This is a genomic window from Synechocystis salina LEGE 00031 (genome assembly GCF_015207985.1).
Classification (GTDB): domain Bacteria; phylum Cyanobacteriota; class Cyanobacteriia; order Cyanobacteriales; family Microcystaceae; genus Synechocystis; species Synechocystis salina.
The window spans coordinates 18,065-44,067 of the sequence record NZ_JADEVV010000011.1; the positions used below are offsets into that span (position 1 = coordinate 18,065).

22 protein-coding genes and 1 riboswitch are annotated in these 26,003 nt (G+C 47.9%); of the genes, 9 read left to right on the forward strand and 13 right to left on the reverse strand.

From position 1 onward, the window contains the following. Nucleotides 1-72: 72 nt before the first annotated feature. From accA to IQ217_RS05390, 3 genes are all read left to right on the forward strand, one after another. Nucleotides 73-1,053, forward strand: coding sequence for an acetyl-CoA carboxylase carboxyl transferase subunit alpha (gene accA, locus IQ217_RS05380; RefSeq protein WP_194019185.1), 981 nt, complete (start codon nucleotides 73-75; stop codon nucleotides 1,051-1,053). A gap of 10 nt (nucleotides 1,054-1,063) precedes the next feature. After that, nucleotides 1,064-1,924 carry a DNA adenine methylase gene (locus IQ217_RS05385; RefSeq protein ID WP_228023937.1) on the forward strand — a complete coding sequence of 287 codons (861 nt, stop codon included), beginning with the start codon at nucleotides 1,064-1,066 and terminating at the stop codon, nucleotides 1,922-1,924. Between the two features lie 149 nt (nucleotides 1,925-2,073). Further along, entirely contained in the window at nucleotides 2,074-2,328 is a 255-nt protein-coding gene (locus IQ217_RS05390) for a DUF6737 family protein (RefSeq protein ID WP_190597929.1), read from the forward strand. Nucleotides 2,329-2,340: 12 nt separating this feature from the next. On the opposite strand, the gene IQ217_RS05395 is transcribed toward IQ217_RS05390, so the two are convergent. After that, a complete protein-coding gene (locus tag IQ217_RS05395; RefSeq protein ID WP_194019186.1) occupies nucleotides 2,341-3,684 on the reverse strand; it encodes an ArsB/NhaD family transporter in 1,344 nt (447 codons plus the stop codon). Between the two features lie 323 nt (nucleotides 3,685-4,007). Continuing rightward, nucleotides 4,008-4,143: riboswitch (cyclic di-AMP (ydaO/yuaA leader) on the reverse strand. Nucleotides 4,144-4,247: 104 nt separating this feature from the next. On the opposite strand from IQ217_RS05395, the gene IQ217_RS05400 reads away from it, so the two are divergent. Beyond that, the gene (locus IQ217_RS05400; RefSeq protein ID WP_194019187.1) at nucleotides 4,248-4,823 is read left to right on the forward strand and encodes a carbonic anhydrase; all 576 of its coding nucleotides are present in this window, start codon (nucleotides 4,248-4,250) and stop codon (nucleotides 4,821-4,823) included. 189 nt (nucleotides 4,824-5,012) lie between these two features. Here the strand turns inward: IQ217_RS05400 and eno are convergent, their stop codons facing one another. After that, complete coding sequence (gene eno, locus IQ217_RS05405) at nucleotides 5,013-6,311, reverse strand: phosphopyruvate hydratase (RefSeq protein ID WP_190597926.1); 1,299 nt, start codon at nucleotides 6,309-6,311, stop codon at nucleotides 5,013-5,015. Between the two features lie 124 nt (nucleotides 6,312-6,435). Then, entirely contained in the window at nucleotides 6,436-7,182 is a 747-nt protein-coding gene (locus IQ217_RS05410) for a tetratricopeptide repeat protein (RefSeq protein ID WP_194019188.1), read from the reverse strand. A 124-nt stretch (nucleotides 7,183-7,306) separates the two neighbouring features. Here IQ217_RS05410 and IQ217_RS05415 point away from each other — a divergent pair, with 124 nt between their 5' ends. Then, nucleotides 7,307-7,756: a DUF4278 domain-containing protein gene (locus IQ217_RS05415; RefSeq protein ID WP_190597924.1), complete on the forward strand. Its 450-nt coding sequence runs from the start codon at nucleotides 7,307-7,309 to the stop codon at nucleotides 7,754-7,756. A gap of 129 nt (nucleotides 7,757-7,885) precedes the next feature. Here IQ217_RS05415 and bchN read toward each other — a convergent pair whose 3' ends face one another. From bchN to IQ217_RS05435, 4 genes are all read right to left on the reverse strand, one after another. Then, a complete protein-coding gene (bchN, locus tag IQ217_RS05420) occupies nucleotides 7,886-9,295 on the reverse strand; it encodes a ferredoxin:protochlorophyllide reductase (ATP-dependent) subunit N (protein ID WP_190597923.1) in 1,410 nt (469 codons plus the stop codon). A gap of 42 nt (nucleotides 9,296-9,337) precedes the next feature. After that, entirely contained in the window at nucleotides 9,338-9,727 is a 390-nt protein-coding gene (locus tag IQ217_RS05425; protein ID WP_194019189.1) for an endonuclease domain-containing protein, read from the reverse strand. 131 nt (nucleotides 9,728-9,858) lie between these two features. Continuing rightward, nucleotides 9,859-10,719: a ferredoxin:protochlorophyllide reductase (ATP-dependent) iron-sulfur ATP-binding protein gene (bchL, locus tag IQ217_RS05430; protein ID WP_194019224.1), complete on the reverse strand. Its 861-nt coding sequence runs from the start codon at nucleotides 10,717-10,719 to the stop codon at nucleotides 9,859-9,861. Nucleotides 10,720-11,259: 540 nt separating this feature from the next. Beyond that, entirely contained in the window at nucleotides 11,260-11,955 is a 696-nt protein-coding gene (locus tag IQ217_RS05435) for a phosphate ABC transporter permease (protein ID WP_194019190.1), read from the reverse strand. Between the two features lie 167 nt (nucleotides 11,956-12,122). Between IQ217_RS05435 and IQ217_RS05440 the strand changes: the two genes are divergently transcribed. Next, nucleotides 12,123-13,712 (forward strand): glycoside hydrolase family 57 protein, encoded by a 1,590-nt coding sequence (locus IQ217_RS05440; RefSeq protein ID WP_194019191.1) that lies wholly within the window; start codon nucleotides 12,123-12,125, stop codon nucleotides 13,710-13,712. Between the two features lie 14 nt (nucleotides 13,713-13,726). Continuing rightward, on the forward strand, nucleotides 13,727-14,938 hold the full coding sequence (locus IQ217_RS05445) for a family 10 glycosylhydrolase (RefSeq protein WP_194019192.1): 1,212 nt from the start codon (nucleotides 13,727-13,729) through the stop codon (nucleotides 14,936-14,938). Between the two features lie 165 nt (nucleotides 14,939-15,103). Here IQ217_RS05445 and IQ217_RS05450 read toward each other — a convergent pair whose 3' ends face one another. From IQ217_RS05450 to IQ217_RS05460, 3 genes are all read right to left on the reverse strand, one after another. After that, nucleotides 15,104-16,195, reverse strand: a complete 1,092-nt coding sequence (locus tag IQ217_RS05450) for an ABC transporter ATP-binding protein (protein ID WP_194019193.1) — start codon at nucleotides 16,193-16,195, stop codon at nucleotides 15,104-15,106. 122 nt (nucleotides 16,196-16,317) lie between these two features. Then, complete coding sequence (stpA, locus tag IQ217_RS05455; RefSeq protein ID WP_194019194.1) at nucleotides 16,318-17,586, reverse strand: glucosylglycerol 3-phosphatase; 1,269 nt, start codon at nucleotides 17,584-17,586, stop codon at nucleotides 16,318-16,320. Nucleotides 17,587-17,624: 38 nt separating this feature from the next. Then, nucleotides 17,625-18,890 (reverse strand): two-component system response regulator, encoded by a 1,266-nt coding sequence (locus IQ217_RS05460; RefSeq protein WP_194019195.1) that lies wholly within the window; start codon nucleotides 18,888-18,890, stop codon nucleotides 17,625-17,627. Nucleotides 18,891-19,121: 231 nt separating this feature from the next. On the opposite strand from IQ217_RS05460, the gene leuC reads away from it, so the two are divergent. After that, complete coding sequence (gene leuC / locus IQ217_RS05465) at nucleotides 19,122-20,528, forward strand: 3-isopropylmalate dehydratase large subunit (RefSeq protein ID WP_194019196.1); 1,407 nt, start codon at nucleotides 19,122-19,124, stop codon at nucleotides 20,526-20,528. A gap of 222 nt (nucleotides 20,529-20,750) precedes the next feature. On the opposite strand, the gene IQ217_RS05470 is transcribed toward leuC, so the two are convergent. From IQ217_RS05470 to IQ217_RS05480, 3 genes are all read right to left on the reverse strand, one after another. Further along, nucleotides 20,751-21,203 (reverse strand): SH3 domain-containing protein, encoded by a 453-nt coding sequence (locus tag IQ217_RS05470; protein WP_194019225.1) that lies wholly within the window; start codon nucleotides 21,201-21,203, stop codon nucleotides 20,751-20,753. A gap of 121 nt (nucleotides 21,204-21,324) precedes the next feature. Continuing rightward, nucleotides 21,325-22,173: a TIGR03943 family putative permease subunit gene (locus IQ217_RS05475; RefSeq protein WP_194019197.1), complete on the reverse strand. Its 849-nt coding sequence runs from the start codon at nucleotides 22,171-22,173 to the stop codon at nucleotides 21,325-21,327. A gap of 28 nt (nucleotides 22,174-22,201) precedes the next feature. After that, nucleotides 22,202-23,491, reverse strand: coding sequence for a glucose-1-phosphate adenylyltransferase (locus tag IQ217_RS05480; RefSeq protein ID WP_194019198.1), 1,290 nt, complete (start codon nucleotides 23,489-23,491; stop codon nucleotides 22,202-22,204). A 360-nt stretch (nucleotides 23,492-23,851) separates the two neighbouring features. Here IQ217_RS05480 and htpG point away from each other — a divergent pair, with 360 nt between their 5' ends. Further along, nucleotides 23,852-25,822, forward strand: coding sequence for a molecular chaperone HtpG (gene htpG / locus IQ217_RS05485; protein ID WP_194019199.1), 1,971 nt, complete (start codon nucleotides 23,852-23,854; stop codon nucleotides 25,820-25,822). The last annotated feature ends 181 nt before the right edge of the window (nucleotides 25,823-26,003 follow it).

The following is a 26,003-nucleotide window of genomic DNA, read 5'->3' on the forward strand; positions in this document are numbered from 1 at the left end:
GCATTAAAGTCACGGCTTTTTGATACGCTGGAAAAATCCATCACCCTTAGCCCGGCTAATCCATCCCTAGTTATGAGTAAAAGTGAGCGTCGTGTTTTTCTGCTGGATTTTGAGAAGCCCCTCTATGAGTTAGAGGAAAAAATTAATCAAATCCGGGAACTAGCCCAAGAAAAAAATGTGGACGTGTCCGAACAGCTCAGCCAACTAGAAAATCGGGCTGAACAGTTGCGCCAGGAAATTTTTAGCAATCTCAATCCTTCCCAGAGGTTGCAGTTGGCCCGCCATCCCCGTCGTCCTAGCACGTTGGACTATATTCAAGCCATTGCGGATGATTGGTTTGAAATGCACGGCGATCGGGGGGGGTACGATGATCCGGCTTTGGTGGGGGGAGTGGCTCGGTTGGGAACTCGGCCTGTGGTGATTATGGGCCATCAAAAGGGAAGAGATACCAAAGATAATGTGGCCCGTAATTTTGGCATGGCGGCCCCCAATGGTTACCGTAAGGCCCTGCGGTTGATGGAACACGCTAATCGTTTTGGCATGCCTATCATCACTTTTATTGATACCCCTGGGGCTTGGGCCGGCATTGATGCAGAAAAGTTGGGTCAAGGGGAGGCGATCGCCGTTAATTTGCGGGAAATGTTTCGGTTAGATGTGCCCATTCTTTGTACCGTCATTGGGGAAGGGGGTTCCGGCGGTGCGTTGGGGATTGGCGTTGGAGATCGGGTATTGATGCTGGAAAATGCGGTCTACACGGTGGCTACTCCAGAGGCCTGTGCGGCCATTCTCTGGAAGGATGCGAAAAAATCGGACAAAGCGGCGATCGCCCTAAAAATTACCGCTGACGATTTAGCCAAGTTACAAATTATTGATGGCATCATTCCCGAACCAAAGGGAGCCGCCCACGCTGATCCATTGGGAGCCGCCGCTAAGTTAAAGGAAGCTTTATTGTTCCACCTCAACACCTTGGCCCAATTGACTGCCCAAGAACGGAAACAATTGCGGTACGACAAATTCCGGCACCTAGGTCAATTTTTGGAAACAGCAGTATAGAGCGAATTAGATGATGAAGGGGGCGGGGGAGACGGAGAAACCAGAGCATTCTGCTGATCAAAGGGACAAAATCAAAAGTCCTCTGCGTTATCCAGGGGGCAAATCCAAAGCCCTGAAGCAAATTTTGCCCTATATTCCCGCTCAAATTAAAGAGTATCGGGAGCCATTTATTGGTGGGGGATCAGTATTTTTAGCTATCAAACAAATTTTTGGCGATAACATTAATAAATATTGGATTAACGACTTAAATTTTGATTTATATTGCTTTTGGCAATGGGCCCAGGATGGCATTACCGAGCTAACCGACGCAGTTACAGAAGTCAAAAATCAACAAACCGATGGCAGAAAACTTTTTGCTAAATTAACTGAAGATGGGCTGGAATTGAATGAATTTGCCCGGGCAGTGCGTTTTTTTGTGCTGAATCGCATCACCTTCTCCGGCACAGTTGAATCCGGGGGCTATTCCCAGCAGGCGTTTGAGAAACGTTTCACCAATTCTTCCATTGCCAGGTTGAATGATTTAGGCAAAATGCTTACCAATGTCGCCATTACCAATCTGGATTATCAGCAATTAATTGATTCACCGGGGGAAGGGGTATTTATTTTTCTCGATCCGCCCTACCTGAGCGCCACTAAGTCCAAACTCTATGGCAAAAAGGGAGATTTACACACTTCCTTTGATCATCAGAGATTTGCTGAAATTATGAAAGCCTGCCCCCATAAATGGTTAATTACCTACGATGATTCTGAAGAAATCAGAAAATTATTTAGTTTTGCTCAAATTATTGAATGGGATTTACAATATGGGATGAACAATTACAAGCAAGAAAAAGCTTCCAAAGGGAAAGAGTTAATGATCAAAAATTATTAGGCTCTGTCGTCAAAATTTCAGTCGCCCCCCTAAATCGACTCAATCAAACGACCGCAATAGTGGGGGGCTTGTATCTAGTTTCCCCCTCAACTTGGGCAGTCAGCAATGACTTGCAAACCTATGCTTGGGCTATTAAGCAGCAAAACATTATGGATCATCCTGAAAATTACGACGTTTGGTCAGAAAAGCCCCGCTGGTGTCAGCCTTGGACAATTTTACTCACTGGGTCAGTGATTATTGCCGCTAGTTGGTTACTGTTCCATCGATGGTGGTTATCCTTACCCGTGGCCGCCGTCATTGCCCTCTGGTGGTGGTACTTTCTCCTGGCCTATCCCCGTTTGGTACGCCAGGCGATCGCCATGGAGCAAGGTTATCCATCCACCTCCCAAGCAAATTCTGATTAGGCTTTATCCGCCCTATCGGGTGAGCATCAACCAAGCCACAAAAAGAGCCGCCACCACCAACTGCACTGCCATCACCGGCAAACCATAGTGTAAAAAACGGTGAAAGGAAATCGGTCGCCCATGTTGTTCGGAAATGCCTGCCGCCACAATATTGGAGGAAGCCCCCACTAAAGTGCCATTGCCCCCCAGGGTAGCGCCAAACATCATGGCGTAAAACAAAGGCAATACTTCCACCGGCAATTGTCCAGCAAAATCAGGGGTCAATATTTCTGGGCCAGCAAAACCAATATTAACTACATATTGTTTGAGCAGGGGAACCATGGCCACCACCAGGGGAATATTGGGCACCACACTGGATAACAATCCCACCGTAAACACTAAAACGATCGCTCCAAAAGCAATATTTTGCCCCACCACCACCGCCAAAAGTTGGGCAAGGGAAGCAGTTACTCCGGTTTTTTCCAAAGAGCCAATAATGACAAAAATGGACATGAAAAAGATGAGGGTGCTCCAATCCACGTCCCGTAAAATATTATGTACAGTGTCAATTTTGCTTTGGTGGGCAAGAAGTAAGGCCAGGCAGGCCCCCATTAGGGCTACCGAAGCGGGGGGAATGGGAACAGGTAAATTTTCACCAATAACGAAAAAAATTAGCACTAAGGCAATAATAATTCCCCCGGCCATCAAGATTTTGGGGTGATTAATTTGGGGATGGGGAAGATCTTCTAAATGGGTAAACCGACTGCGCCAAATTTTACGAAATAGTATCGGGGCGATCGCCAAAATACTAATGATGGCCAAAACCCCCATAAAACTCAGTTTGAATAGGTACTCATTAAAACTGATATTAATGGCATCCCCAACGATAAAAGTAGCGGGATCTCCCACCAGGGTTAACAGTCCAGCACTGTTGGCCACAAAGACCATTAAGATCAATAGGGGGACAAAATCCACGCCAATTTCCTGGGCCAAGGGAGGAATCAGAGGGGCCAAAAGCATCACTGTGGTGGCATTGGGTAACACGGCACAGATGGGAGTTGTGATGGCAATTACCCCCAGCACTAGGAGTTTGCCACTACCTTTGGCTAGCAATACCATTTGAGTGGCTAAATACTGAAAAATGTTGGTGGGCTCGAAGGATCTTACCAACACCATCACCCCAAAAAATAGTGCTAGGGTGGCATAACTTTGACTGATGTAATCAATGCCCTCTTTGAGGGTAATCACATGGGTGAAAACTAGAATTAACGCCCCCAAAAAGGCGGCGATGGTTAGGTGCATTTTCTCCGACATAATCAGGAGAATAACCCCGATAAAAACCCCAAGGGAAAGCAAAGCAGGTATATTGGCCGCCATAAAACCTCCGGACGATTAGAGTAAGCCGTAATCAGTCGAAAATAACCAAAGCAGACAGAAAATGAGCCAAAAAGCACATCATCATCACCCCTTTGAATGAGGGTATTAAAGGAATGGCCACGCCATGGCAGGATGGATCAAAACCAGAACAAGGTTAAGGGCAAAAATTCTCCCAACCTTGAATGGAATAGACGAACAAAAACTAATGACAAAACTCTTGCATCATCAATCTCAACTTTATTTAGAACAGGATGAAATAACAGTCGCGTCCCTGGCTGAGTTCCTCAATAAAGTCAAAACATCGGTGAACAATGATGATTTATTAGTCCTCCCTCAATGCCTACGGGGTTAGCTGACGGGCTAGAAATGAGAGTTTTTCCTTCCTAATATTTTTAGGAATAAGCCCCTAGGTTGGTTCCCCCGCTTCCCATTCCCTCCACGCCACAGCTAAGAAAATTTAGGGCGTATTCAGGGAATAAAAATTAGGCTGACTTGATACTGTTATCTATTGACGTTTGATTCTAGCACAAGCGCCAATCATCTCTCCTATAGTGCCCGTAGCTATGGTTAAACCAGTTAATTTGCCTGATTGTTACCCCTGGGGCTGTTGCCCACCAACCCATACCCTCCCCCGTCGCCATTTTCTGCGGGGCCTGGTGGCTACTGGTTTGTTGGTTGGCTTACCCTCCATGGACAGTGCCGCTGACCCGGGGAATCCATCTCAAGCCAAAGCGTTAGTGCTCAGTTGTATTGATTTCCGTTTCCTTGAATATCAGCATTCCTTTCTGGGGCAACAGGGTTTGAGCCAAGCCTATGATTGGGTAGCTTTAGCGGGAGCTTCCCTGGCCCTGACTGGTTTTCCCCACCCCGCCGAAGCAGAAACCTTTTGGGATCAACTGGCCCTTTCCAAACAGTTGCATAACATCAGTCGGGTGATTATTTTTGATCACCAAGATTGTGGCGCCTACGCTCAGGCTAACCCTTTATCCTTTGGCGATCGCCAGGCGGAGGAAAATTTCCATGCCAGTTATCTAAAGCAAGCTGGGGCAAAAATTCGGGAGCGCTATCCTGATTTGATAGTGGAATTGTACTTTATTGAGCTTACGGGGCAAGTGAATGCCATTGCCTCTTTGGGTTAGGCTGGGTCAAACAAAAAACATTCCCATAGTCCACCGGCGGCGTAACCATGGGAAAAATTAATCTTGAATAGCAAAACTGAGGAAGTTTAGACAATCACAAGCAACAATCTAATCCGAAGAACCCGTTTGCAAAATTTTAGTTTGCCCCTAAAAACCTCAGGTCATAATGGGGGGCTTTTAAAACACTCCCTAAGAATGTTTGGGGCCTAGGCCAATTTTAGGAGCATAAACGGCCCGATCGCCAAGCTCATCTTCAATGCGGAGTAAACGGTTATATTTAGCAACCCGCTCAGAACGACAAAGGGAACCGGTTTTAATTTGCCCCACCCTGGTGGCCACAGCTAAGTCGGCGATCGTCGTGTCTTCCGTCTCCCCAGAACGATGGGAAATAACCGAACGGTAACTATGGCGGGTGGCGAGGGAAATGGTTTCTAGGGTTTCACTCAACGTACCAATCTGATTGAGTTTGATCAAAATGGCGTTGGCAACTCCCAAATCAATGGATTTTTGCAGACGTACAGGATTCGTTACCATCAAGTCATCCCCCACCAATTGGGTTTTGGTGCCCAGGGAAGCGGTTAAACTCTTCCAACTTTCCCAATCGTCTTCGTGTAAACCATCTTCAATGGAGACAATGGGATATTGGCTCACTAGCTTAGCTTGGTAGTCGATGAATTCCTGGGGAGAATGGGAACCACCGTCGTATTCATACTGGCCATTTTTGAAAAATTCACTGGCGGCAATGTCCATGGCCAAGGCAATTTGACTGCCGGGTTTGTAACCAGCTTGTTCGATCGCCTCAATGAGAATATCCAACGCTTCCTGGTTAGATTTGAGGTTAGGAGCATAGCCCCCTTCATCCCCTACTCCGCCAGAGAGTAGTTTCCGTTCCTTCAACACTTTGCCCAACACGGCGAACACTTCTGCTCCCCAACGTAGAGCTTCTTTGAAGGTTTCTGCCCCCACCGGCATGATCATAAATTCTTGAAAATCAACGTTATTGTCGGCATGGGCCCCACCGTTAATCACGTTCATCATCGGCACCGGCAGCACGTTAGCCAGGGGGCCGCCCAGGTAGCGGTAGAGGGGAATGGCTAGTTCAGCGGCGGCGGCCTTAGCAGTGGCTAAGGAAACCCCCAAAATGGCATTGGCCCCCAATTCTTTTTTATTGTCCGTTCCATCCCGGTCAATCATGGCCTGATCCACCGCCATTTGATCGAAGGCATCCAGACCTTCCACCACCGGGGCAATTTTTTCCGTCACGTTCCGTACTGCTTTTTCCACCCCTTTCCCGTCATAGCGCTTGGGGTCTCCGTCCCGCAATTCATGGGCTTCAAAACTGCCTGTGGAAGCACCACTGGGCACCTGGGCAATGCCGTGGGCCCCACTTTCCAGCCGGACTTCCGCTTCGATGGTGGGGCGACCCCTGGAGTCTAAAATTTCCCGGGCGGCGATTTCTTCAATGGTGGCGGGGACTTTACTTAACATCGGTGTGTAATGCTCCAAACACAGTTGACAGCCATAATTATAGGGGTATCCCCTTCCCCTCTCCGGTATTTCTGCCCTGGATACTAGGGGAAAGTTGTGGCCCTGTGACCTACGCTGGCAAAAGTCATAGCCCCAACTCACTCATTTGATCCAGAGCTTCGAGGTAACCAAGGCGATCGCCACGGTTGAGGTAAGCCTGGGCAGAAAACAGCAGATCTTGACGGGAATTGTCTAGTTGTCCGGCTTGGAAGTGGGCCAAACCCCGGTTATAAATGGCGTTGATGTAGTCCGGCCTGAGCACCAGCACCCGGTTGTAGTCGGCGATCGCCTGGGCGTATTGTCCCAGTTGGAAATAACTATTGGCCCGGTTGTAGTAGGCCTTATAACGGTTCGGATCGTAGGTGATGGCCTGGGTAAAATCCTGGATAGCTGTGTGGTGGTCCTGCTGTTGGCTATAGAGGTTACCCCGATTGATGTAGGGGGGAATGTAATAACGGTCCAGGGCAATACTGCGGCCATAATCGGCGATCGCCTGGTCCACATTGCCGAGCCTCTCCCAAGCCAGACCACGGTTATAGTGAGTTTCCGGCGAGTCTGGACTCAGCTTGAGCACGGCCGAAAATAACTCCACTGCTTCAGCGTAATTACCCGCTTCCCCAGCCTTGACCCCCCGGGCAAAAATGGCCTCCGGTGTCATAGCCGATTCCAGCACCACTACTTCCTGGGTTGCTCCGGTCTGACCTAGGGCCATATTCATACCCACGGAGATCGCCAGGGCCAAAGGAATATTGACCAATGCGCCAGCCAAGGACGACAGAAAACTTCTTCCAGTTAAACCAGGGCAAAAGTAATTGCTTAAATCAGCTTTCATTGGGGACTAGCGAGATTATGCTAGAAGGTATTACAACATACACAGCCGGTAAATGAATAAAGGGAAAATGGACCGGAAACTGTGCCGAAGATATCAAAGATAGCAAAAGTGATCAAGCAAAGCTATGGAATTTACTTTTTTACTGCCACTAACTATTGGCTTAATGGTTGGATATAAAGCCTGGGGCTCCCGCCATGATATTGCCCATCTAGCAGTGATTTTTGCCGTTGCCAACCTACTGGCAAGTTTACTCTTAGCGCCCTGGGAAGTCAAAGTTGTTTTGCTAATACTAACGGCTATAGTCGTTGGCCCTTTATGGCAAAGCTTTGAGAATAAAAATACTCTTGCAAATACTCAAACTATTGACAGTAAAGAGACAGAGCTTCATTATCGTGGCATTAGCTACGAATCTTCAAAATCAGCAGCTCCCATCGAAAAAACTGAGAAAATTAGCAAATGTTACCGGGGCATCGACTATGAATCTTCTGAAACATGTACTCCCCAAAATAATGAGGTAAAGGGAAAAGTAATTAAATATCGCGGCGTTGATATAGGAACTAAAAAACAAGACTAATCAGCTTTTTGAGCAATAGCTACAATCCTTGAAAAAACAAACCCATTGCCCCTGGCGATCGCCGTTCGACCTGCCGAGACAATGGGTATATTTATTTGTAAAATAGTTCAGCCTAAAGGCGATCGGAATCTAAACCTGAGCAGGTACATCTTTGGCAATCAACTTATCCCAGCCCAATTCCCCTAGTTGGGAGTTACGCCGTAGGGGACGGGTAGCTAATTCCAAAATATCCCGAGCATTGGTAAAGCCATGGATTTGGGCAAAGGTAAATTCCACCGACCATTTAGTATTGATTCCCTGGGCTTCCAAAGGATTAGCATGGGCCATGCCGGTGATCACTAAATCTGGTTGCAGGGCTTTAATCCGTTGAATTTGATTGTAGTTATCAGGTTTTTCCACAATGTTTGGCAAGGGAACCCCCATGTCAGCACAGGTTTTTTCCAGTAGAGCTAATTCCGCCGCTTGATAACGTTTATCCATATAGGGAATGCCAATTTCAGGGCAGGTCATGCCACAACGAATCAGGAAACGGGCCAGGGAAACTTCCAGCAGATTGTCCCCCATAAAAAATACCGATTTACCCCGAATTAACTTAATGTAATCCTCCAAACTTTCCCAAATTTGGGCTTCCCGTTCCTCCAGTCCTTGGGGTTCAATGCCCAACACAGAGCAAATTTTTTCAATCCAGGCCCTGGTGCCATCGGGACCAATGGGAAATGGAGCACCAATTAATTTACATTTACGCCGACGCATCAATGTGGTGGCGGTACGACTGAGGAAAGGATTAACCCCGGCCACATAGTAACCTTCGTCAATTACAGGTAATTCCGTATAACGTTTGGCGGGTAACCAACCAGATACTTTAACTCCCTGTTTTTTTAACTCTAACGTTAAATTAGTCACCACCGGATCGGGCAGGGAACCAAACAAAACTAACGGCTGATGATCCACATATTCCGACTCAACTTTTTCCGCATCAGCTTTGCGACCAAAGGTTAACAACTTTTGAATGGCATTGCGTTCTTCCTTGTCTTCCCCTTGCACTTGAGCAGAGGTGGGACATTTGTGGGCCATGGAAGCCAGCACCGTATCTTCCCCTTGGGTAAAAGCATAATCCAAGCCATTGGCCCGGGCCGTAACGATGGGAATACCAATTTCTGCTTCTAATTGGGGAGCCAAACCTTCGAGATCCATTTTGATAATTTCGGTGGTGCAGGTGCCAATCCAGACAATCACACTGGGGTTACGATCCCGCTTAATTTGCAAACAAAGCCGTTTCAGTTCTTCATAATCTTTTAACTGGGCAGAAATATCCCCTTCTTCCAACTCTGCCATGGCATAACGGGGTTCGGCAAAAATCATTACCCCCATGGCATTTTGTAGAAAATATCCACAGGTTTTAGTACCGATGACAAGGAAAAAGCTATCTTCAATTTTTTGATAGAGCCAAGACACGCAACTGATGGGACAAAAGGTGTGGTAATTGCCGGTTTCACAGTCAAAATTCAAAGCGGAAGGGGCTTGTTGGGCAACGGTCATAATTAGGTTCTCCTGGGATAGTTTGGATTTTGTTTTACCCCCCTAACCCCCCAATACTGGGGGGAACAGAGTTTGTGTTGTCTGAGTGATTTTTTCTAAAACGCTTGCTAAATCATCAATGACTTGATTGCTGGTAAATCGCAAAACATAATGACCAAATTCTTTGAGTTTTTCAGATCGATATTGATCATATTCCTGTTGGTTATCATGAATGCTTCCATCAACTTCTATTACTAATTTGAGTTGCGGGCAATAAAAGTCAACAATGAAATTACCAATAGGATGCTGGCGACGAAACTTAAAGCCTAAAATTTGGCGATTTCGTAATGAATGCCACAAAATTTTCTCAGCCTGTGTTGCCCCCTTTCTCAAAGTACGAGCTGCTTGCTCAATCTCTTTAGTTGTTCCAGGAATCCTATGGGAATCTTTCATCAGAAATGAATCAAGATTGTCTAAAATACTTTCGGCAACTCTTTGAAAATTTAGGGTTACCAAGTCCCCCAATTTTGGGGGATTTAGGGGGCTTAGTTATCAATCGACGGATCGGATTTAGGAAGCTAGACTTAAACCATCATCAAGTCCAATTCTTTGGCTTGGTTGGCGGGCTGGGCAGGATTGAGGTAGAAGTCAGATAGAAGACTGAATAAATCCCGATCCTGAGCATCCTTGGGTACAACTCCTTCCGGTTGGGACAAAATTTGATCGGCAATGTTCAGATAATAATCACAAACATATTCTAGGGAAGGGTCAGATTCCGCCATTTCAAACAAGGTTTTGCCTTTCACCCGAGAAACTCGAATGTCTTCAATCAGGGGCAAAATTTCCAATACCGGCATGGGTACGGCTTCAATGTATTTATCAATCAAGTCCCGTTTAGAAGTGCGATTGCCAATTAGACCGGCCAGACGGAGGCTATGGGTACGAGCTTTTTCTCGCACAGAAGCAGCGATGCGGTTAGCAGCAAATAGGGCATCGAAACCGTTGTCCGTAACAATCAAACAATAATCGGCATAGTTCAAGGGGGCGGCGAAACCACCGCAAACCACATCCCCCAGCACGTCAAACAAAATAACGTCGTACTCATCAAAGGCGTTCAGTTCCTTCAGCAGTTTCACTGTTTCCCCGACCACATAACCACCACAACCAGCCCCAGCGGGGGGGCCACCGGCTTCAACACAATCCACTCCGGCATAACCCTTATAAATCACATCCTCGGGCCAGATGTCTTCGTAGTGGAAATCTTTTTCCTGTAGGGTGTCGATGATGGTGGGAATGAGAAAACCGGTCAGGGTAAAGGTGCTGTCATGTTTGGGATCACAACCAATTTGGAGAACTTTTTTGCCTCGTTTTGCCAATGCCGTGGAGATGTTGCAACTGGTGGTGGATTTACCAATGCCGCCTTTGCCATATACCGCAAGTGTCAGTGTCAAGGGAGTTGCTCCTAAAAAAGTGCTCTGGGGGAATGCTCAGGGTTATTTTTTCACCGCTGGGCTGATCGCATTATTAGCGAGGTTTGGGGTCTTGGGGAAATAGCCTGGGGTATTAATGTGGCTTAAATAGTATTTTGAAGTTTTAAATTCCTTTTCATTGCCTTTAAAACTTATTCAAGCTATTAAAACTCTCAAAAAAAGATTTTGTGTTTTTGATTTTAGTAAAGCGAGACAAAAATAAAATAATTTGCCTGAGTATAGTTACCCATGGCGATCGCCAAAGATGGGGCCAAGATAAAAATGAGGTTTGTACTAAAAAGAATTAGATTTTAAAAGCTTGTTAGCAAAGCCATACAGCAATTAGCAGACGAAAATAGAGAGCCAGTGAACTAAGTAAATCCTGTCCGATCCCCGTGGTCAGCACCGGAGTTTCAATCGTAGAAACAGTCCATTGACCAGAAAAGAACAATGAAAGATAAATAAATGTGAATTTTTGCTCAACAGCCGGAAACTAGCCCAATTGCGTAACCAAACTTAACGAAATTGGCCAGAAGCACCCAGGGATGGAGACCGACGACGACGGGGAGATGAAGAGCCGAACTGATTGCTAATGTCGCGAAAAATATCCCGACGAACCACTGGATAGTCCCCCACCCAGAGGTCTAACTGGGGTAAATAGAGGTCACTTAATTTGCCAACCCTCTCCAACTCAGCATTTTTAGAGAACAACAACATTTCCGCCACCATGCCCGGCCGAATCGCTTTGTACGTTTTCTGTACGGGAGCCTGTACCACCGCCGAAAATCCCTGGCGATCGCCGACCTCCAGGTTAATGCGCCGCTCAATATTTTCCACCAGCACCAACTGCCCAAACTGATCCGCCTGCTGGGTCTGACTAATTAATTCTTCGGTGATGAAAATGTCCAGCACTTCCCCCCGCCAAAAACCCACATAGGGAAAACGACGGTATTGATTATTCCTCACACTGGCCACATAAACTGGACACCAAAGCCAATACATGCCGCCGATAATGAAACAGACCAATTCCACTCCCTGGGCTCCGTGCCCAAAAATTAAGCCCACAATCCAAATAGAAACCACAATTAAGAGGGAGATCAGTAATCTGGCTAAAAGGTTATAGACCTTACCCCAGGCATAGGAATACTGGGCACCAGTAGCAATAACAGGTACCACTTGGTCAAAGGTTTCTTTAGTAAGGGGAATGAGCATGGTAGGGGAAGCAATGGGCTATGGGGTGTATTATATCGAGCTTGGCTAAATGATCCCCCCCCGATCCCCGCCATCTGAGGCAAAGTTTTCCCGGGCCATATTTTGATAAGATTGGCTACAAGTTAGCCACTAACTTTGTACTATCCCGCATCAGGTGCGTAACTCCTATGGCTCTTGGCTATGTTGCCCTTGTCCTCCACGCCCATCTTCCCTTCGTTCGGCACCCAGAAAGCGATTATGTTTTGGAGGAGGAATGGTTATACGAAGCCATCACAGAGACCTATATTCCCCTTATCCATGTATTTGAAGGTTTGAAGCGGGATGGGGTAGATTTTAAAATTACCATGAGCATGACGCCGCCGTTGGTTTCTATGCTCCGGGATCCCCTGTTGCAAAGGCGTTATGAAGCCCATTTATCCTTGTTGCAGGAATTATTAGAAAAAGAAATTGTTCGTAATGAACATAACGGCCATCTACAGTATTTAGCTAATTTCTACGCCCAGGAATTTGCCACCATCCGGGAAACCTGGGAGCGCTACGACGGCGATTTAGTCACAGCTTTTAAGCAGTTTCAAGACAGCAATAATCTGGAAATTATTACTTGTGGTGCCACCCATGGATACTTTCCTTTGATGAAAATGTATCCCCAAGCGGTGTGGTCCCAAATTAAGGTAGCTTGCGAACATTATGAAGAAAACTTTGGGCGATCGCCAAAGGGCATTTGGCTGCCGGAGTGTGCCTATTACGAAGGGGTGGAAAGAATGCTGGCCGATGCGGGTCTGCGGTATTTTCTGGTAGATGGCCATGGCATTTTATACGCCCGTCCCCGACCCCGGTTTGGCACCTATGCCCCCATCTTTACTGAAACTGGGGTGGCCGCCTTTGGCCGGGACCATGAATCTTCCCAACAGGTGTGGTCTTCCCAGGTAGGTTATCCAGGGGATCCAGTTTATCGAGAATTTTATAAAGATTTGGGTTGGGAAGCTGAATATGAGTACATCAAGCCCTACATCATGCCCAACGGTCAGCGGAAAAATATTGGTATCAAATATCACAAAATCACCAGTCGGGATGGGGGACTGTCGGAAAAGGCTTGGTACGATCCCTACTGGGCCAAGGAAAAGTCCGCTGAACACGCTGCTAACTTTATGTACAACCGCCAGCAACAAGTGGGTCACCTAGCGGGCATTATGGGACGTCCTCCCCTGGTCGTGTCCCCCTACGATGCCGAACTGTTTGGGCATTGGTGGTACGAAGGGCCATGGTTTATTGACTATCTATTCCGCAAATCCTGGTTTGATCAAGACACGTTTGAGATGACCCATTTGGCGGACTATCTGCGGGGGAATCCCAACCAACAGGTTTGTCGTCCTTCCCAATCCAGTTGGGGTTATAAAGGTTTCCATGAATATTGGCTTAATGAAACCAATGCTTGGATTTATCCCCACCTACATAAAGCTGCTGAGCGTATGATCGACTTGAGTTATCGAGAGGCGGTGGATGAGCTGGAAGAACGGGCTTTAAACCAAGCGGCGCGGGAATTGTTGCTGGCCCAATCCTCCGACTGGGCGTTTATCATGCGGACGGGAACCATGGTGCCCTATGCGGTACGCCGTACCCGTTCCCATCTGTTGCGCTTTGATAAATTGTTTGATGATATTCGGGCTGGCAAGGTGGATGCGGGTTGGCTAGAAAAGGTAGAAGTTATGGACAATATTTTTCCTAACATCAACTATCGAGTTTATCGACCGATTTAAACTTAAATTATGTAATGTTTAAGTTTTGTTCTCGAAAATTCTTGCGGGGTTTAGGATTATTCTTACTGACAGTTAGCCTCATGGTTGGCACAGTTTTGCTGTGGGAAAATTCCCTGGCTTCCCCCACTAAAGTTCGGGGGGTTTGGTTGACCAATGTCGATAGTAATGTGCTTTACGATTCAGCCCAATTAAAAACGGCGATCGCCGACTTGAAAAGCACTAATTTCAATACCCTGTACCCAACGGTGTGGAACGATGGCCATACCCTCTATCCTAGTGCCGTGGCCCAACAATGGTTAGGGCAAAACCAAGATCCCAAACTAGGCGATCGGGACATGTTGGCGGAGGTAATTAACCTAGGCAAGGAAAAATCTTTGCGGGTTATTCCTTGGTTTGAATTTGGCTTTATGGCCCCGGCGGACAGTGAGTGGATCAAAAACCATCCCCATTGGTTGACCGCCAATGCTCAGGGGGAAACTATTTGGCTCGAAGGGGGCGTTATTCCTCGGGTGTGGTTAAATCCTCTCCATCCCGAAGTACAACAGCTAATTACTGCTTTATTGGTGGATTTAGTCCGTCGGTACAATGTCGATGGCATTCAATTGGACGATCATTTTGGTTATCCCTACAATTTTGGTTATGACCCCATCACTGTTGAGTTATACCGCCAAGAGACAGGCAATGAACCGCCCCCGGCCCCTGAGTTAAACCTAAATCAAAACTGCGTTAGCTCCGACCCTGTTTGGCAGCAATGGACCGATTGGCGATCGGCTAAAATTAGTCGCTACGTGCAGAGTTTAGTGCCCATTTTAAAAGCAGTAAAACCGGATTTGATCATTTCCATTTCCCCCAATCCCCAAACCTTTTCCAAAAATTGCTTTCTATTAGATTGGCAAACTTGGCATCAAGCCGGAGTGGTGGATGAGTTGGTTCTACAGATTTACCGAGAAAAACAAGCCTCTTTTACCGGGGAATTACAACAATCTTTAGTACAACAAACTAAAATGGAAATCCCCGTAGTAGTGGGCATCCTAAGCGGCTTAAAAAATCGTCCCATTCCTCCCCAAAGAATTCAACAGCAAGCCCAATGGGTTGATGATCAAGGTTTTGCTGGCACTTCTTTCTTTTTCTATGAAAGTTTATGGAATCTGGAAACGGAAACCAGCCCTAATCCCTTCGGTTTACGGCAACAGTGGCAAAGATTGTATCGACAGCTCAACCGTTAACTTGATCGCTCATTGGGTAACAACTGGGAAGATTTAGAAAAGTGACTAACCCTTTGAGAAAGTGCTTGAAAAGCTCTCCTGACTACCCACGCTTGGGGATAGATTGGATACAAATCCTCCAGCCCCAGGTAATTTAGGGGAAAACTAAAGCTTCGCCAACAAGTTCTAAGTAATCGCCGTTTCCATTTCCCGATCAAAGTAGTAAAAGCGGTGAGCATCAACCACAAACTTAACTGAGTCTTTTTGTTTAATATTTACCCTGGGGTCAATGCGGGCCACAAATTCTGTGCCGGCGGCGGTTTGGGCATAAACAATCAATTCATTACCCATCATTTCCACTAGGTTAATGGTAGCGGGTAATTCCAGTGGCTCAATTTCTAGCGGTAAGTACTGGGGATGATAAATATTTTCAGGGCGAATACCGAGGGTAACGGCACGATCGCCGTTTTTAGCTACGGTTTCTGGTGATGGTAGGGCCACACCATCTAAATTAAGTTTTTCTTCCCCTGCTTGACTTGATCTTTCTACCTGAAAGAAGTTCATGGCGGGACTGCCAATGAAACCAGCCACAAATAGGTTAGCGGGCTGATTATATAAATTAGCGGGGCTATCCACCTGTTGTAGAATGCCATCCTTCATCACGGCAATCCGATCGCCCATGGTCATGGCTTCCACCTGATCGTGGGTAACGTAAATGAAGGTGGTGGTCAGATCGCTATGGAGTTTGCTGATTTCTTTGCGGGCCTGCACCCGGAGCATGGCATCCAAATTGGAAAGGGGCTCGTCCATCAAAAATACGGAGGGTTTACGCACAATGGCCCTACCCACTGCCACCCGTTGCCGTTGTCCCCCAGACAATTCTTTCGGTTTACGGTGTAGTAGTTTTTCAATACCCAATTGTTCAGCGGCACCATACACCCGTTGCTTAATTTCGTCTTTGGACTTGCCCTGTAAATCGAGGCTAAAGGCCATATTGTCATAGACGCTCATGTGGGGATAGAGGGCATAGGACTGGAACACCATGGCAATGTCCCGATCTTTGGGGGATAGTTCATTCACCCGGCGATCGCCAATGCAGATTTGTCCTTGACTAACGGTTTCCAGCCCGGCCAAAAGTCGTAGAGAAGTGGTTTTGCCACAACCGGACGGCCCCACAAACACTAAAAATTCCCCGTCTGCAATCTCCAAATTCAAATTATTAACGGCGACATAATCATCAAACTGTTTAGTTACCTGTTCAAAACTGACACTAGCCATAGGCAAAAATTACGATACAACAAAAAAATCAAACGGTGAAAACTAACTGGTGCAATCCCTTCCATAACTCCCCGGCAATGGGGAACCCGGGGCGACCACAGAGGACGGCTCAACCACTTTAACTACTGGGAAAAATGGGCTCGTCGGCGCTGGGCCGCCTGTTTAAATGCCGCTACATATTGGTCATGGCCACCAGGAAAAGCCACATTGATCTGCAATGGATCTTCCCGATCCCGCATATCCCCAGGGCCTGCCACCACTTGGGTTTGCCCTGCCACGGTTTCTAGTTGTAGGGGTTGACGGTTTTTTACCTCCCCTTGGGAACTGTCCACATACACCACTAAGTTACCCTGATTTCCCAAATCTCCCAAGTCTTGGATCAATTGCAAAAATTGGCGATCGCTCCCGCCGCGTCGAATTTCCCCGGTAGCTTCATCCACCTGGCTAGTGATCGTATCCCCGACCCCAATGATTAGGGGCATCAAGTCCAGATCAAATTTCGTTTTCACCAAATGCAACAAATCCTGGTGGGATGGGGGGGCTTGGCGAGCACTAAAACTTTCCCCCAAAGGATATTGCCCCGTCCGACTGTGGTAGTAACGGTTCAACAAGGCCAAAACCCCCGCTTCTTTCACTCCCCCCCGCAACATAAACTGAAAGTCGGTGGTGCCGGAATCTCCAGCCTTGGCCCAACGAATAATTTCCTTACCCTGTTCATCCCGGCCCAAATTAGGGGCATAGTGGACGAAAAAACTGTTACCCAAACCCTGACCCCCCGCATCTGCCATTAGTTGGTCCAACAATTGAGCCATGGTTTCCTGTAAATCCCGGTAAATTTGCGGAGTGTCCTGTAACAAATTAGCCAAGGTATTTAAATTCGCTGTGGGGGAAGCCACATTATCTAAAACCGAAGCATCGATGCCCATTTGCAACTGCTCCGGGGACAAGGAATGGTGGCGATCGCCAAAAAAAGTCTGTAAGCAATTGGTAATTCTCTGGGGCACTGCCGCTAAAAACTCCAACTCCGTTTGCCCCACTCCGGGATGACTCACCTTGCCATGACGATCCTGCCACTGCACTCCCCCGGCCGCCAAACCAGGCAAATATAAACCCTCCTGTTGCACAAAAGGTACATCCCCAAAGGCCCGTTCCACAATGCCCTGTACTCCTCTTTTCCCCACATGCTCCCCATTGGTCAACACATAAAAATGCTCCGCAAAGAGAGTGGTGGCCCGGACATAATCAGCATCAATGCGACGGCCAAGGGGGTCTTGCACTAACTCCATGCAAACCCCATCCAGGTCTTGGACAATGAGTAAATTTTCAGTTTGGATTAAGGTTTGACAAAAAGCTCCATGGTCGAGGGAGAAACGTTGTTGGTGTAATACCATTATTGATTTGATTAATTTTTCGCATCTTGACTGGACTATCAGCGGCGTAGAGGCAAAATAGGACTGTCCGTGCCCCGGCTTAACAACTCGGTAAAATCCGCCACTGGCAGAGGACGACTAAAAAGATAGCCTTGCAACTCGTCACACCTCATGTCCGCAATGGTATCGTATTCTGCCCAGGTTTCCACCCCTTCGGCAATGACCCGCAACTCCAGTTCGTGGGCCAGGTTGATGATCGAGGCGGTGATAGTTTTGTTTTTGGCGTTTTGATCAATGTGACGAATAAAGCTTTGATCTATTTTCAGAACGTCAAAGGGGAACTGCTGCAAATAACTCAGGGAAGAATAACCAGTACCAAAGTCGTCGATCGCCACGCTGAAGCCCCCAGCCCGGAGCCCATTCAACTGGTCAATGGAATCCTGGACATTTTTCACCAAGAGGGTTTCGGTTAATTCCACTTCCAATTGTTGGGGACTAACATCATATTTTTGGGTGCCGAGCCGCAAAATAGAAATCAGATCTTCTCCATGAAATTGTTGGGCAGAAATATTGATCGCCACTTGCACCGGATCCAGCCCTAGGCAGTGCCATTGCTGACATTGACGCAAAGCCGTTTCAATCACCCATTCCCCCACCACGCTGATAAAGCCTGTTTTTTCGGCGATCGGGATGAAAATTCCTGGGGAAACAAAGCCTTTACGGGGATGATGCCAACGGATGAGCGCTTCACAGCCGATCAGACAATGGTTATGAATGGCTACTTTCGGTTGGTAAAAAAGACAAACTTGTCCGGTGTTTAAACCCACTTCCAAATCTCGCCAAATTTCTGCCTCATCGGGGGTTAAGGTCGGTGTGCCTGTGCTACTGGAGCGGCGGCGCCTATCGCTGGACGAAAGGGGCAGATTTCTCTGATAAAAGGCTGATAACTTGGCTTGTTTTTGCAAGCGGCTATTAACTGCATTCAGCAAATCTTCTTGTTTAAAAGGCTTGATTAAATAATCATCTGCTCCGGAATTCATCCCCTTGCGAAAATCTTGCATAGTCCCCAGGGCCGTCAGAAAAATGAAGGGAATGGCCGCTGTTTTAGGGTTCTGTTGTAGGGCTGTAATCAAGCCGTGGCCGTCCATTTCCGGCATCATCACATCACAGATGATTAAGTCGGGCATCACCTCCAGAGAGTTGAGCAGCCCCATGGCCATAACCCCATTTTCCGCTTCTAGAATCCTGTAGTTTTCCAAACTCAGAGTTTCCCCAATCAACTCCCGGATAATACTTTCATCCTCAACAACTAAAATAGTACTCATAGGGATTAATCAATCAAATCTTTGTCGGGGGTGCCAGGGCAGTTTTTCGGGCGGGCTCTGATTGTCATCCTAGCCTAATTTCCCCGATTTCAAGACCAAATTAACTTGATTTTTCTCCTTTACTGTCCCTAGGTGCAGGTTGTCAGGTCAGGCTAAGATGGTGATAGTTACTACGACTACCCCATCCTCCATTCATTTTCCCTCGGCGATCGCCCTGTCTAGACTTCCACTATGAGCGCAAGAACCTTATTTGACAAAGTTTGGGATCTCCACACCATCAGTGTTTTGCCATCGGGTCAAACCCAACTCTTCATCGGGTTGCACCTGATTCACGAAGTCACCAGTCCCCAGGCTTTTGCCATGCTGAAGGAGCGGGGATTGCGGGTCATGTATCCAGAAAGAACAGTGGCCACGGTGGACCACATTGTGCCGACGGAAGATCAACAACGGCCCTTCCAGGATTCCCTGGCCGAAGAAATGATGCAGGCGTTGGAGACCAATACCAAGGCCCATAATATTCGCTTCCACCCCATTGGCTCCGGCAATCAGGGCATTGTCCACGTCATTGCCCCGGAACAGGGCCTAACTCAACCGGGTATGACCATTGCCTGTGGCGACTCCCACACTTCGACCCACGGAGCCTTCGGGGCGATCGCCTTTGGCATTGGCACCTCCCAGGTGCGGGACGTATTGGCGGCCCAGAGTTTGAGTTTAAACAAATTAAAGGTGAGAAAAATTGAGGTTAACGGTGATTTAGCGCCAGGGGTCTATGCCAAGGATGTTATTCTCCACATTATCCGCAAATTAGGCGTTAAGGGCGGTGTCGGCTATGCCTACGAATATGCCGGGTCAACCTTTACCGCAATGGACATGGAAGAACGCATGACCGTTTGCAATATGTCCATTGAAGGGGGGGCTCGCTGTGGTTATATCAACCCAGATGAAGTGACCTTTGCATACCTGAAAGGGCGGGAGTTTGCTCCCCAAGGGGAAGATTGGGACAAGGCTGTGCAATGGTGGCGCAGTATCGCCAGCGACCCCGATGCAGTCTATGACGATGTGGTTTCCTTCCGGGCAGAGGACATTGAGCCCACCGTTACCTGGGGCATCACCCCCGGCCAAGGCATTGGTATTAGTGAACCCGTTCCCACCCTCGACAGTCTCGACCCCGATGACCAGGCGATCGCCAGCGAAGCCTACAAATATATGCAATTCCAGCCGGGACAACCCCTAAAGGGCACCAAGGTCGATGTTTGTTTCATTGGTAGTTGTACCAACGGCCGCCTGAGTGATCTGGAAGAAGCAGCTAAGGTGGCCAAGGGTCATCAGGTAGCAGCGGGGGTAAAAGCCTTTGTGGTACCTGGTTCCGAACAAGTGAAACAACAGGCCGAAGCGGCGGGATTAGATCAAATTTTTCAAGCGGCGGGCTTTGAATGGCGGGAAGCAGGCTGTTCCATGTGTTTGGCCATGAACCCCGATAAACTCCAGGGTGATCAACTGAGTGCTTCTTCCTCCAATCGCAACTTTAAGGGGCGCCAGGGTTCTGCCTCTGGTCGCACTTTGTTAATGAGTCCAGCTATGGTGGCGGCGGCGGCCATTACGGGGCAAGTGGCCGATGTGCGGGAACTAGTCAGCTAAGTGAATTAGAAGGGGGAACTGCCTGCCAGAACTGGCCGAAAAAGAATCTGACCAGTCATCTCGCCGCTGCCATAGTATCTGTTATCCTCGGTTACCACTAAAAATCTGTTTTAACAACTTCCCGCCCCTCAAATTTGGAGCAAATTTTAGATAAAAGTCCTTTTATTGGCGTTGCTTTAGTGGATCGATTGAGGGGAAAAACTAAAACTTTGTCAACAGGCCCTAGGGGCTTGCCAATTTTTCCAGATTGCCTGAACGCACCCATCCCTCGGTGCCCCCCACCCGTAACTTTGACCACTCCCCCTCGGTGGCCAACACCACCACTTCATCGTTGTAGTTAATGGTGGCGAGGGAATCAGAATCCCGATCCGGCTCGGTACGCACATTTAAGCCCCCATTCCAAATGACCTTAGCTTTATAAGCCCCAGGGGGAAGCTCTTCTGTGGGGGAAGGGGAAGGACTCGGTTGCGGTGATGCTTGGGGCGATGCTGTCCCCGTGGGGGAGGGCTTGTCATCTTTGGGCTGACTTTGTTCTTCAGGAAATAAGGGCTTTTCTGGATTAGCCGCAAAACGGTTGAAAATCAAATAGCCCGCCAGGGAAATCCCCCCCACAAACAGGGTCACCCCCAGGATAAAGCCGATGAAAAACTGTAACAGCCCGGACAAACCTTTCATACTGGTCAACGAATTTGCACAATAATGCTGGGTTATTTTAGCGAATAGACAATCTTCACCAAGGGAACCTCTGCCTTCGTATCGATGGATTTGGCCCAGATTAGGTTCCGTTCCCCATTGCTCAATCCGCGTAACTATAGGGATCCGCAGGAGTTGGCACCACTTCCACCGACTGGGCTTCCACCACTACCTGGCGCTTTTCTCCCCCTTGCCTACCTTGGTCCGGTGAACTGGGTAAGGTTGCGGCCACCATTTGCCCTTGGATGGTTAACCAAGTATCGGGGGGGTACTGGCTACGGGAACCTTCTAAACGGACAGTCAAAGCCACAGGGTAGGCATCCACTGCACAGCAGGTCAGAATAAAGCGGCTGATGAGGAGATAATTATCTGGCAAATAGTCGGGGTGAACGACAAAGCCCGTTACATTAACCTTTTGACCGGCGTAAACGTCCGGCTCTGGATAGGCGCTGATGGTGCGGACCCAATCCACCAGGGTGCGGTCTTCCGGCTTGATCTGGGAGGCAAAGCTGGATATCTGGGTTTGGGTAGGGGGCAAAGTGGTACTAATACCCCGTTGGATGGCCAATTGGCTGCTGAAGACAGAGGGAGTGATAAAAAGCCCCATCACGGCTGTAACCAACAACAGAGCGGTGCCCATGCCCAGGGGTAAAACTGCTACGTGGGTGACACTATCTTGGTTGCCATTCCCACTGCGACGGGCCCTTTTTAACCAACGTCTTCCGGTTTGGAACAACCTTAGACCGCCCAAAAACAGCAGGACAAAGCCCGTTACTGTCACCAGTCCAAAGTAGTTGGGGTGAATTAATAGCCTCAGTTCCCCAGAGACAGAATACTTGAGCATCAACACCCCCCAGGCAAGAATGCCCAGACCGTCCAACTGGTCTAGGACAGACCGGAGGGGGGCAAACTTCTGGGTTAGGGATTTTACTGCTTTAACAGGAGCGGTCATGGCCATAGTGCGAGGAAAGGAACTGGCCCTAGATTACCGTGCCATCGGCGATCGTCACATTTTTGATCACCACCACAATGCCGTTGCGGATGTAAAAGCCCAACTCTTCCCGGTTAGCTTCTTGGACATTTTCTTTGTTGACAATCATGACGTTTTTGCCGATGCGGGCATTTTTGTCGATAATCGCCCGTCGAATGGTGGTGTTGGGCCCAATGCCGGCGGGACATTTGCCGTTACTTTCCAAAGATTCCCGTTCCGGGGACGATTCATAAAAGTCATTGCCCATTAAGAGGGTATCTTCAATGGTGCAACCGGACTCAATGCGGCTACGGATGCCTAAAACGGAGTGGTGAATGCGGCAATCTTTGACGATACAGCCTTCTCCAATCATGGATTCCGTCACGGTGGCGTTCAGCATTTTGGTGGGCGGCAAATAGCGGCCCCTGGTGTAGATGGGGGCATCTTCGTTGTAGAAGCTGAAGTCGGGATGGGGCTGTTTCGTGAGGGCTAGGTTAGCTTCGTAAAAAGCTTCAATGGTACCTATATCTTCCCAGTAATCATCAAACAAATAGGCTTGGAGATTATAGTCCTTGGCGGAATCGGGAATGATTTCTTTGCCAAAGTCAGTGGCGCTTTCGTATTTCTCCAGTAGGTTGTGCAGTACTTCTTTTTTGAAGACGTAAATGCCCATGGAGGCAATGTAGGGATTGAGCTTAGCCTTTTCTGGGCTCAGACCGAGGAGGGTGGTGTCCACCTGCATTTGGCGCAGGGCATCTCCTTTCGGTTTTTCAGAAAAATTGACTACCCTGCCTTGGGCGTCTATTTTCATCAGGCCTAATTCGGGGGCTTTCTTGTCATCTACGGGGACAACGGAAAGGGTGATGTCGGCGTTAGTTTCCCGGTGGCGTCGAACAAATTGGGCATAGTCCATGCGATAAAGATGATCGCCGGAGAGAATGAGATACTCATCCACGTCCCATTCCCCCAGCAACCAAAGATATTGACGCACCGCATCAGCCGTACCTTGGAACCATTCGGGACTGTCCTTGGTTTGTTGGGCGGCTAGCACCTCCACAAAGCCTTCCTGGAAACCGGCAAAATTGTATGCCCTAGTCAAATGGCGGTTTAGGGAGGCGGAATTAAACTGGGTGAGGACGTAAATTTTAACGATTTCTGAGTTGATGCAATTACTGACGGGGATATCAATGAGGCGATACTTTCCGGCCAAGGGGACTGCGGGTTTGGCTCTGAGTTTGGTTAAAGGATAGAGGCGGGTCCCGGCCCCACCGCCCAGGATAATCGCTAAGACACGTTTCACAAGCAGACCTCTCGATTGCCAACAACACACTTCGAAGTCAAGTGTAGAACCGACGGGGACATCTGGAAAGGGAATCTGGACGGAAATTCCGGCTAGCCAGCGGGTTTTAATGCCCCAGGTAGCAATGGCGATCGCCGTTAGGATTCGGGGCCAAGTTGGGGGATCACTTTTGGGGTACGGATAACCGAAACGGCGAAGATCGGAAACTGCCGCTGAGTAAACTGTCCCTGGCTTCGTATGATGATGGGGTTACCCCCATTGCTGGGGAACTGGGCAAATCTGGGGAGCTGATCGGGTTCCTGGAAGTTTTGCCAGTCTACTAAATTTCCTAAACATCCTAAACATTAAATCTAAAGACCTATGGCAGTACTCGAAAAAGGCAATATCACGATCCACACCGAGAATATTTTCCCGATTATTAAAAAGTCTCTCTACACTGACCATGAAATCTTTTTGAGGGAACTGATCTCCAACGCCGTTGATGCCATCAGCAAACGGAAAATGGCCGCCTTCGCCAGCGACGGGGCCCAGGAAGTGCCGGATCCCCAAATCACTTTGGTGGTAGACAAGGCTAATAAGACCCTTTCCATTACCGATAACGGCATTGGCATGACCGTCGATGAGGTGAAAAAATATATTAACCAAGTAGCCTTTTCCAGTGCGGAGGAGTTCATCGAAAAGTTCCAAAAGTCCGCCAATGATCTGATCGGTCACTTTGGTTTGGGCTTTTACTCCGCTTTCATGGTGTCCCAAAAAGTGGAAATTGATACCCTTTCCTATCAAGAAGGGGCCCAGGCGGTGCATTGGAGTTGTGATGGTTCACCGGAGTTTGAACTAACCGATTCCGATCGCCAACAGGTGGGGACCACCGTCACCCTAACCCTATTAGATGATGAACAGGAATATTTAGAAGCCGGTCGCATTCGCCAATTGGTAAAAACCTACTCTGATTTTATGGCGGTGCCCATCCGCTTTGAAGGGGAAACGTTAAATAAGCAACGGGCCATCTGGAAGGAATCCCCCCAGAATCTAACCAAGGAAGATTACCTGGAGTTTTACCGCTACCTGTACCCTTTCCAGGAAGATCCGCTGCTGTGGGTACATCTCAACACCGATTACCCATTTTTGCTCAACGGTATTCTTTATTTCCCCAAATTACGTCCCGATGTGGATGTGTCCAAGGGGCAAATAAAACTTTTCTGCAACCAGGTTTTTGTCAGTGACCATTGCGAGGAAGTCATTCCCGAATTTTTGATGCCGCTCCGGGGAGTAATTGACAGTCCCGATATTCCCCTTAACGTTTCCCGCAGTGCCCTCACCAACCACCGCACCGTGCGCCGCATTGCCGACTACATTGCCAAAAAAGTTGGCGATCGCCTCAAATCTTTGTATGACGAAAATCCCGAAGAATATTTGAAATGTTGGGAAGACATTGGCACCTTTGTCAAATTTGGCTCCCTGCGAGAAGATAAGTTCAAACAACAGGTGGAAGACCTGTTACTCTACCGCACCACCTACAAAGCCGAAGTTACCGAGCCTAAAGTGGAAGTTTTAACGGAAGATGGTGATGCCTGGTCCGATGCCCAACAGGATGATGGCGTTAATCCCTACGAAAAAGAGGGCTACACCAGCTTAAAGCGTTACTTGGCCAGGAATAAGGAACGCCACGAAAATCGGGTTTTCTACTGCACCGATCAGAGCACCCAAGCGACCTATGTGGAACTGTATAAAAATCAGGGCATTGAAGTCCTGTTTATGGATTCCTTCATTGACACCAATTACTTCATTCCCTTCCTGGAAAAAGAGTACAGTGACGTCAAATTTTCCCGGGTCGATTCAGAACTGGATCAAAGTCTGATTGAAGAGGACAAGGCCAGCGACATTGTCGATCCGGCCACCAACAAATCCCGCAGTGAGCAAATTAAGGAAATTTTTGAAAAGGCCCTCAACAATCCCAACATCAACATCAAAACCCAATCCCTAAAATCCGACGATCCCCAATCTACGCCCCCCGCTATGGTGTTATTGCCGGAAGCAATGCGCCGCCTCCAGGAAATGACCGCCATGATGCAACAGCAAGCCATGGCTTTCCCGGAGCAACATGTGCTGGCGATCAACACCAATCATCCTCTGATTCAAAACATTCTGTCCCTCAGCCAAGGCAGTATTGTCACCGGCAGTGGAGAATCTCCTTCAGCAGAATTAGCCAAGTCCCTTTGTCAACACGTTTATGACCTGGCATTAATGGCCCAAAAAGGTTTTGATGCGGAGGGCATGAAGGGTTTCATTGAGCGTTCCAATGCGGTGTTAACCCGTTTGACCAAACAGTAAATTTTTGACAAAATAACATCAAAAATTACCTGGAAACAGGGGGCAGCCAATCCTACTTTTTTGGAGGTTTCCCCCTCTTTTTTTAAATGAACTGGAGCTAATCTAATCGAGAATGTTGGGATACAATCAGATTAAGCTTTAGTGTTATCAAGAATATTATTAATGGTTTAATCTAAAACGA

Coding starts and splice junctions, on each gene's coding strand:
- IQ217_RS05435 (WP_194019190.1), bottom strand. CDS start 11,955: ATGCTCATTCCCCTTACTAAAGAAACCTTTGACCAAGTGGTACCTGTT.
- IQ217_RS05445 (WP_194019192.1), top strand. CDS start 13,727: ATGTTTAAGTTTTGTTCTCGAAAATTCTTGCGGGGTTTAGGATTATTC.
- IQ217_RS05460 (WP_194019195.1), bottom strand. CDS start 18,890: ATGAGTACTATTTTAGTTGTTGAGGATGAAAGTATTATCCGGGAGTTG.
- IQ217_RS05470 (WP_194019225.1), bottom strand. CDS start 21,203: ATGAAAGGTTTGTCCGGGCTGTTACAGTTTTTCATCGGCTTTATCCTG.
- IQ217_RS05395 (WP_194019186.1), bottom strand. CDS start 3,684: ATGGCGGCCAATATACCTGCTTTGCTTTCCCTTGGGGTTTTTATCGGG.
- leuC (WP_194019196.1), top strand. CDS start 19,122: ATGAGCGCAAGAACCTTATTTGACAAAGTTTGGGATCTCCACACCATC.
- IQ217_RS05425 (WP_194019189.1), bottom strand. CDS start 9,727: ATGAAAGATTCCCATAGGATTCCTGGAACAACTAAAGAGATTGAGCAA.
- IQ217_RS05410 (WP_194019188.1), bottom strand. CDS start 7,182: ATGAAAGCTGATTTAAGCAATTACTTTTGCCCTGGTTTAACTGGAAGA.
- eno (WP_190597926.1), bottom strand. CDS start 6,311: ATGTTAAGTAAAGTCCCCGCCACCATTGAAGAAATCGCCGCCCGGGAA.
- bchN (WP_190597923.1), bottom strand. CDS start 9,295: ATGACCGTTGCCCAACAAGCCCCTTCCGCTTTGAATTTTGACTGTGAA.
- IQ217_RS05400 (WP_194019187.1), top strand. CDS start 4,248: ATGGTTAAACCAGTTAATTTGCCTGATTGTTACCCCTGGGGCTGTTGC.
- IQ217_RS05475 (WP_194019197.1), bottom strand. CDS start 22,173: ATGACCGCTCCTGTTAAAGCAGTAAAATCCCTAACCCAGAAGTTTGCC.
- IQ217_RS05450 (WP_194019193.1), bottom strand. CDS start 16,195: ATGGCTAGTGTCAGTTTTGAACAGGTAACTAAACAGTTTGATGATTAT.
- IQ217_RS05390 (WP_190597929.1), top strand. CDS start 2,074: ATGGATCATCCTGAAAATTACGACGTTTGGTCAGAAAAGCCCCGCTGG.
- htpG (WP_194019199.1), top strand. CDS start 23,852: ATGGCAGTACTCGAAAAAGGCAATATCACGATCCACACCGAGAATATT.
- accA (WP_194019185.1), top strand. CDS start 73: ATGAGTAAAAGTGAGCGTCGTGTTTTTCTGCTGGATTTTGAGAAGCCC.
- IQ217_RS05415 (WP_190597924.1), top strand. CDS start 7,307: ATGGAATTTACTTTTTTACTGCCACTAACTATTGGCTTAATGGTTGGA.
- stpA (WP_194019194.1), bottom strand. CDS start 17,586: ATGGTATTACACCAACAACGTTTCTCCCTCGACCATGGAGCTTTTTGT.
- IQ217_RS05385 (WP_228023937.1), top strand. CDS start 1,064: ATGATGAAGGGGGCGGGGGAGACGGAGAAACCAGAGCATTCTGCTGAT.
- IQ217_RS05440 (WP_194019191.1), top strand. CDS start 12,123: ATGGCTCTTGGCTATGTTGCCCTTGTCCTCCACGCCCATCTTCCCTTC.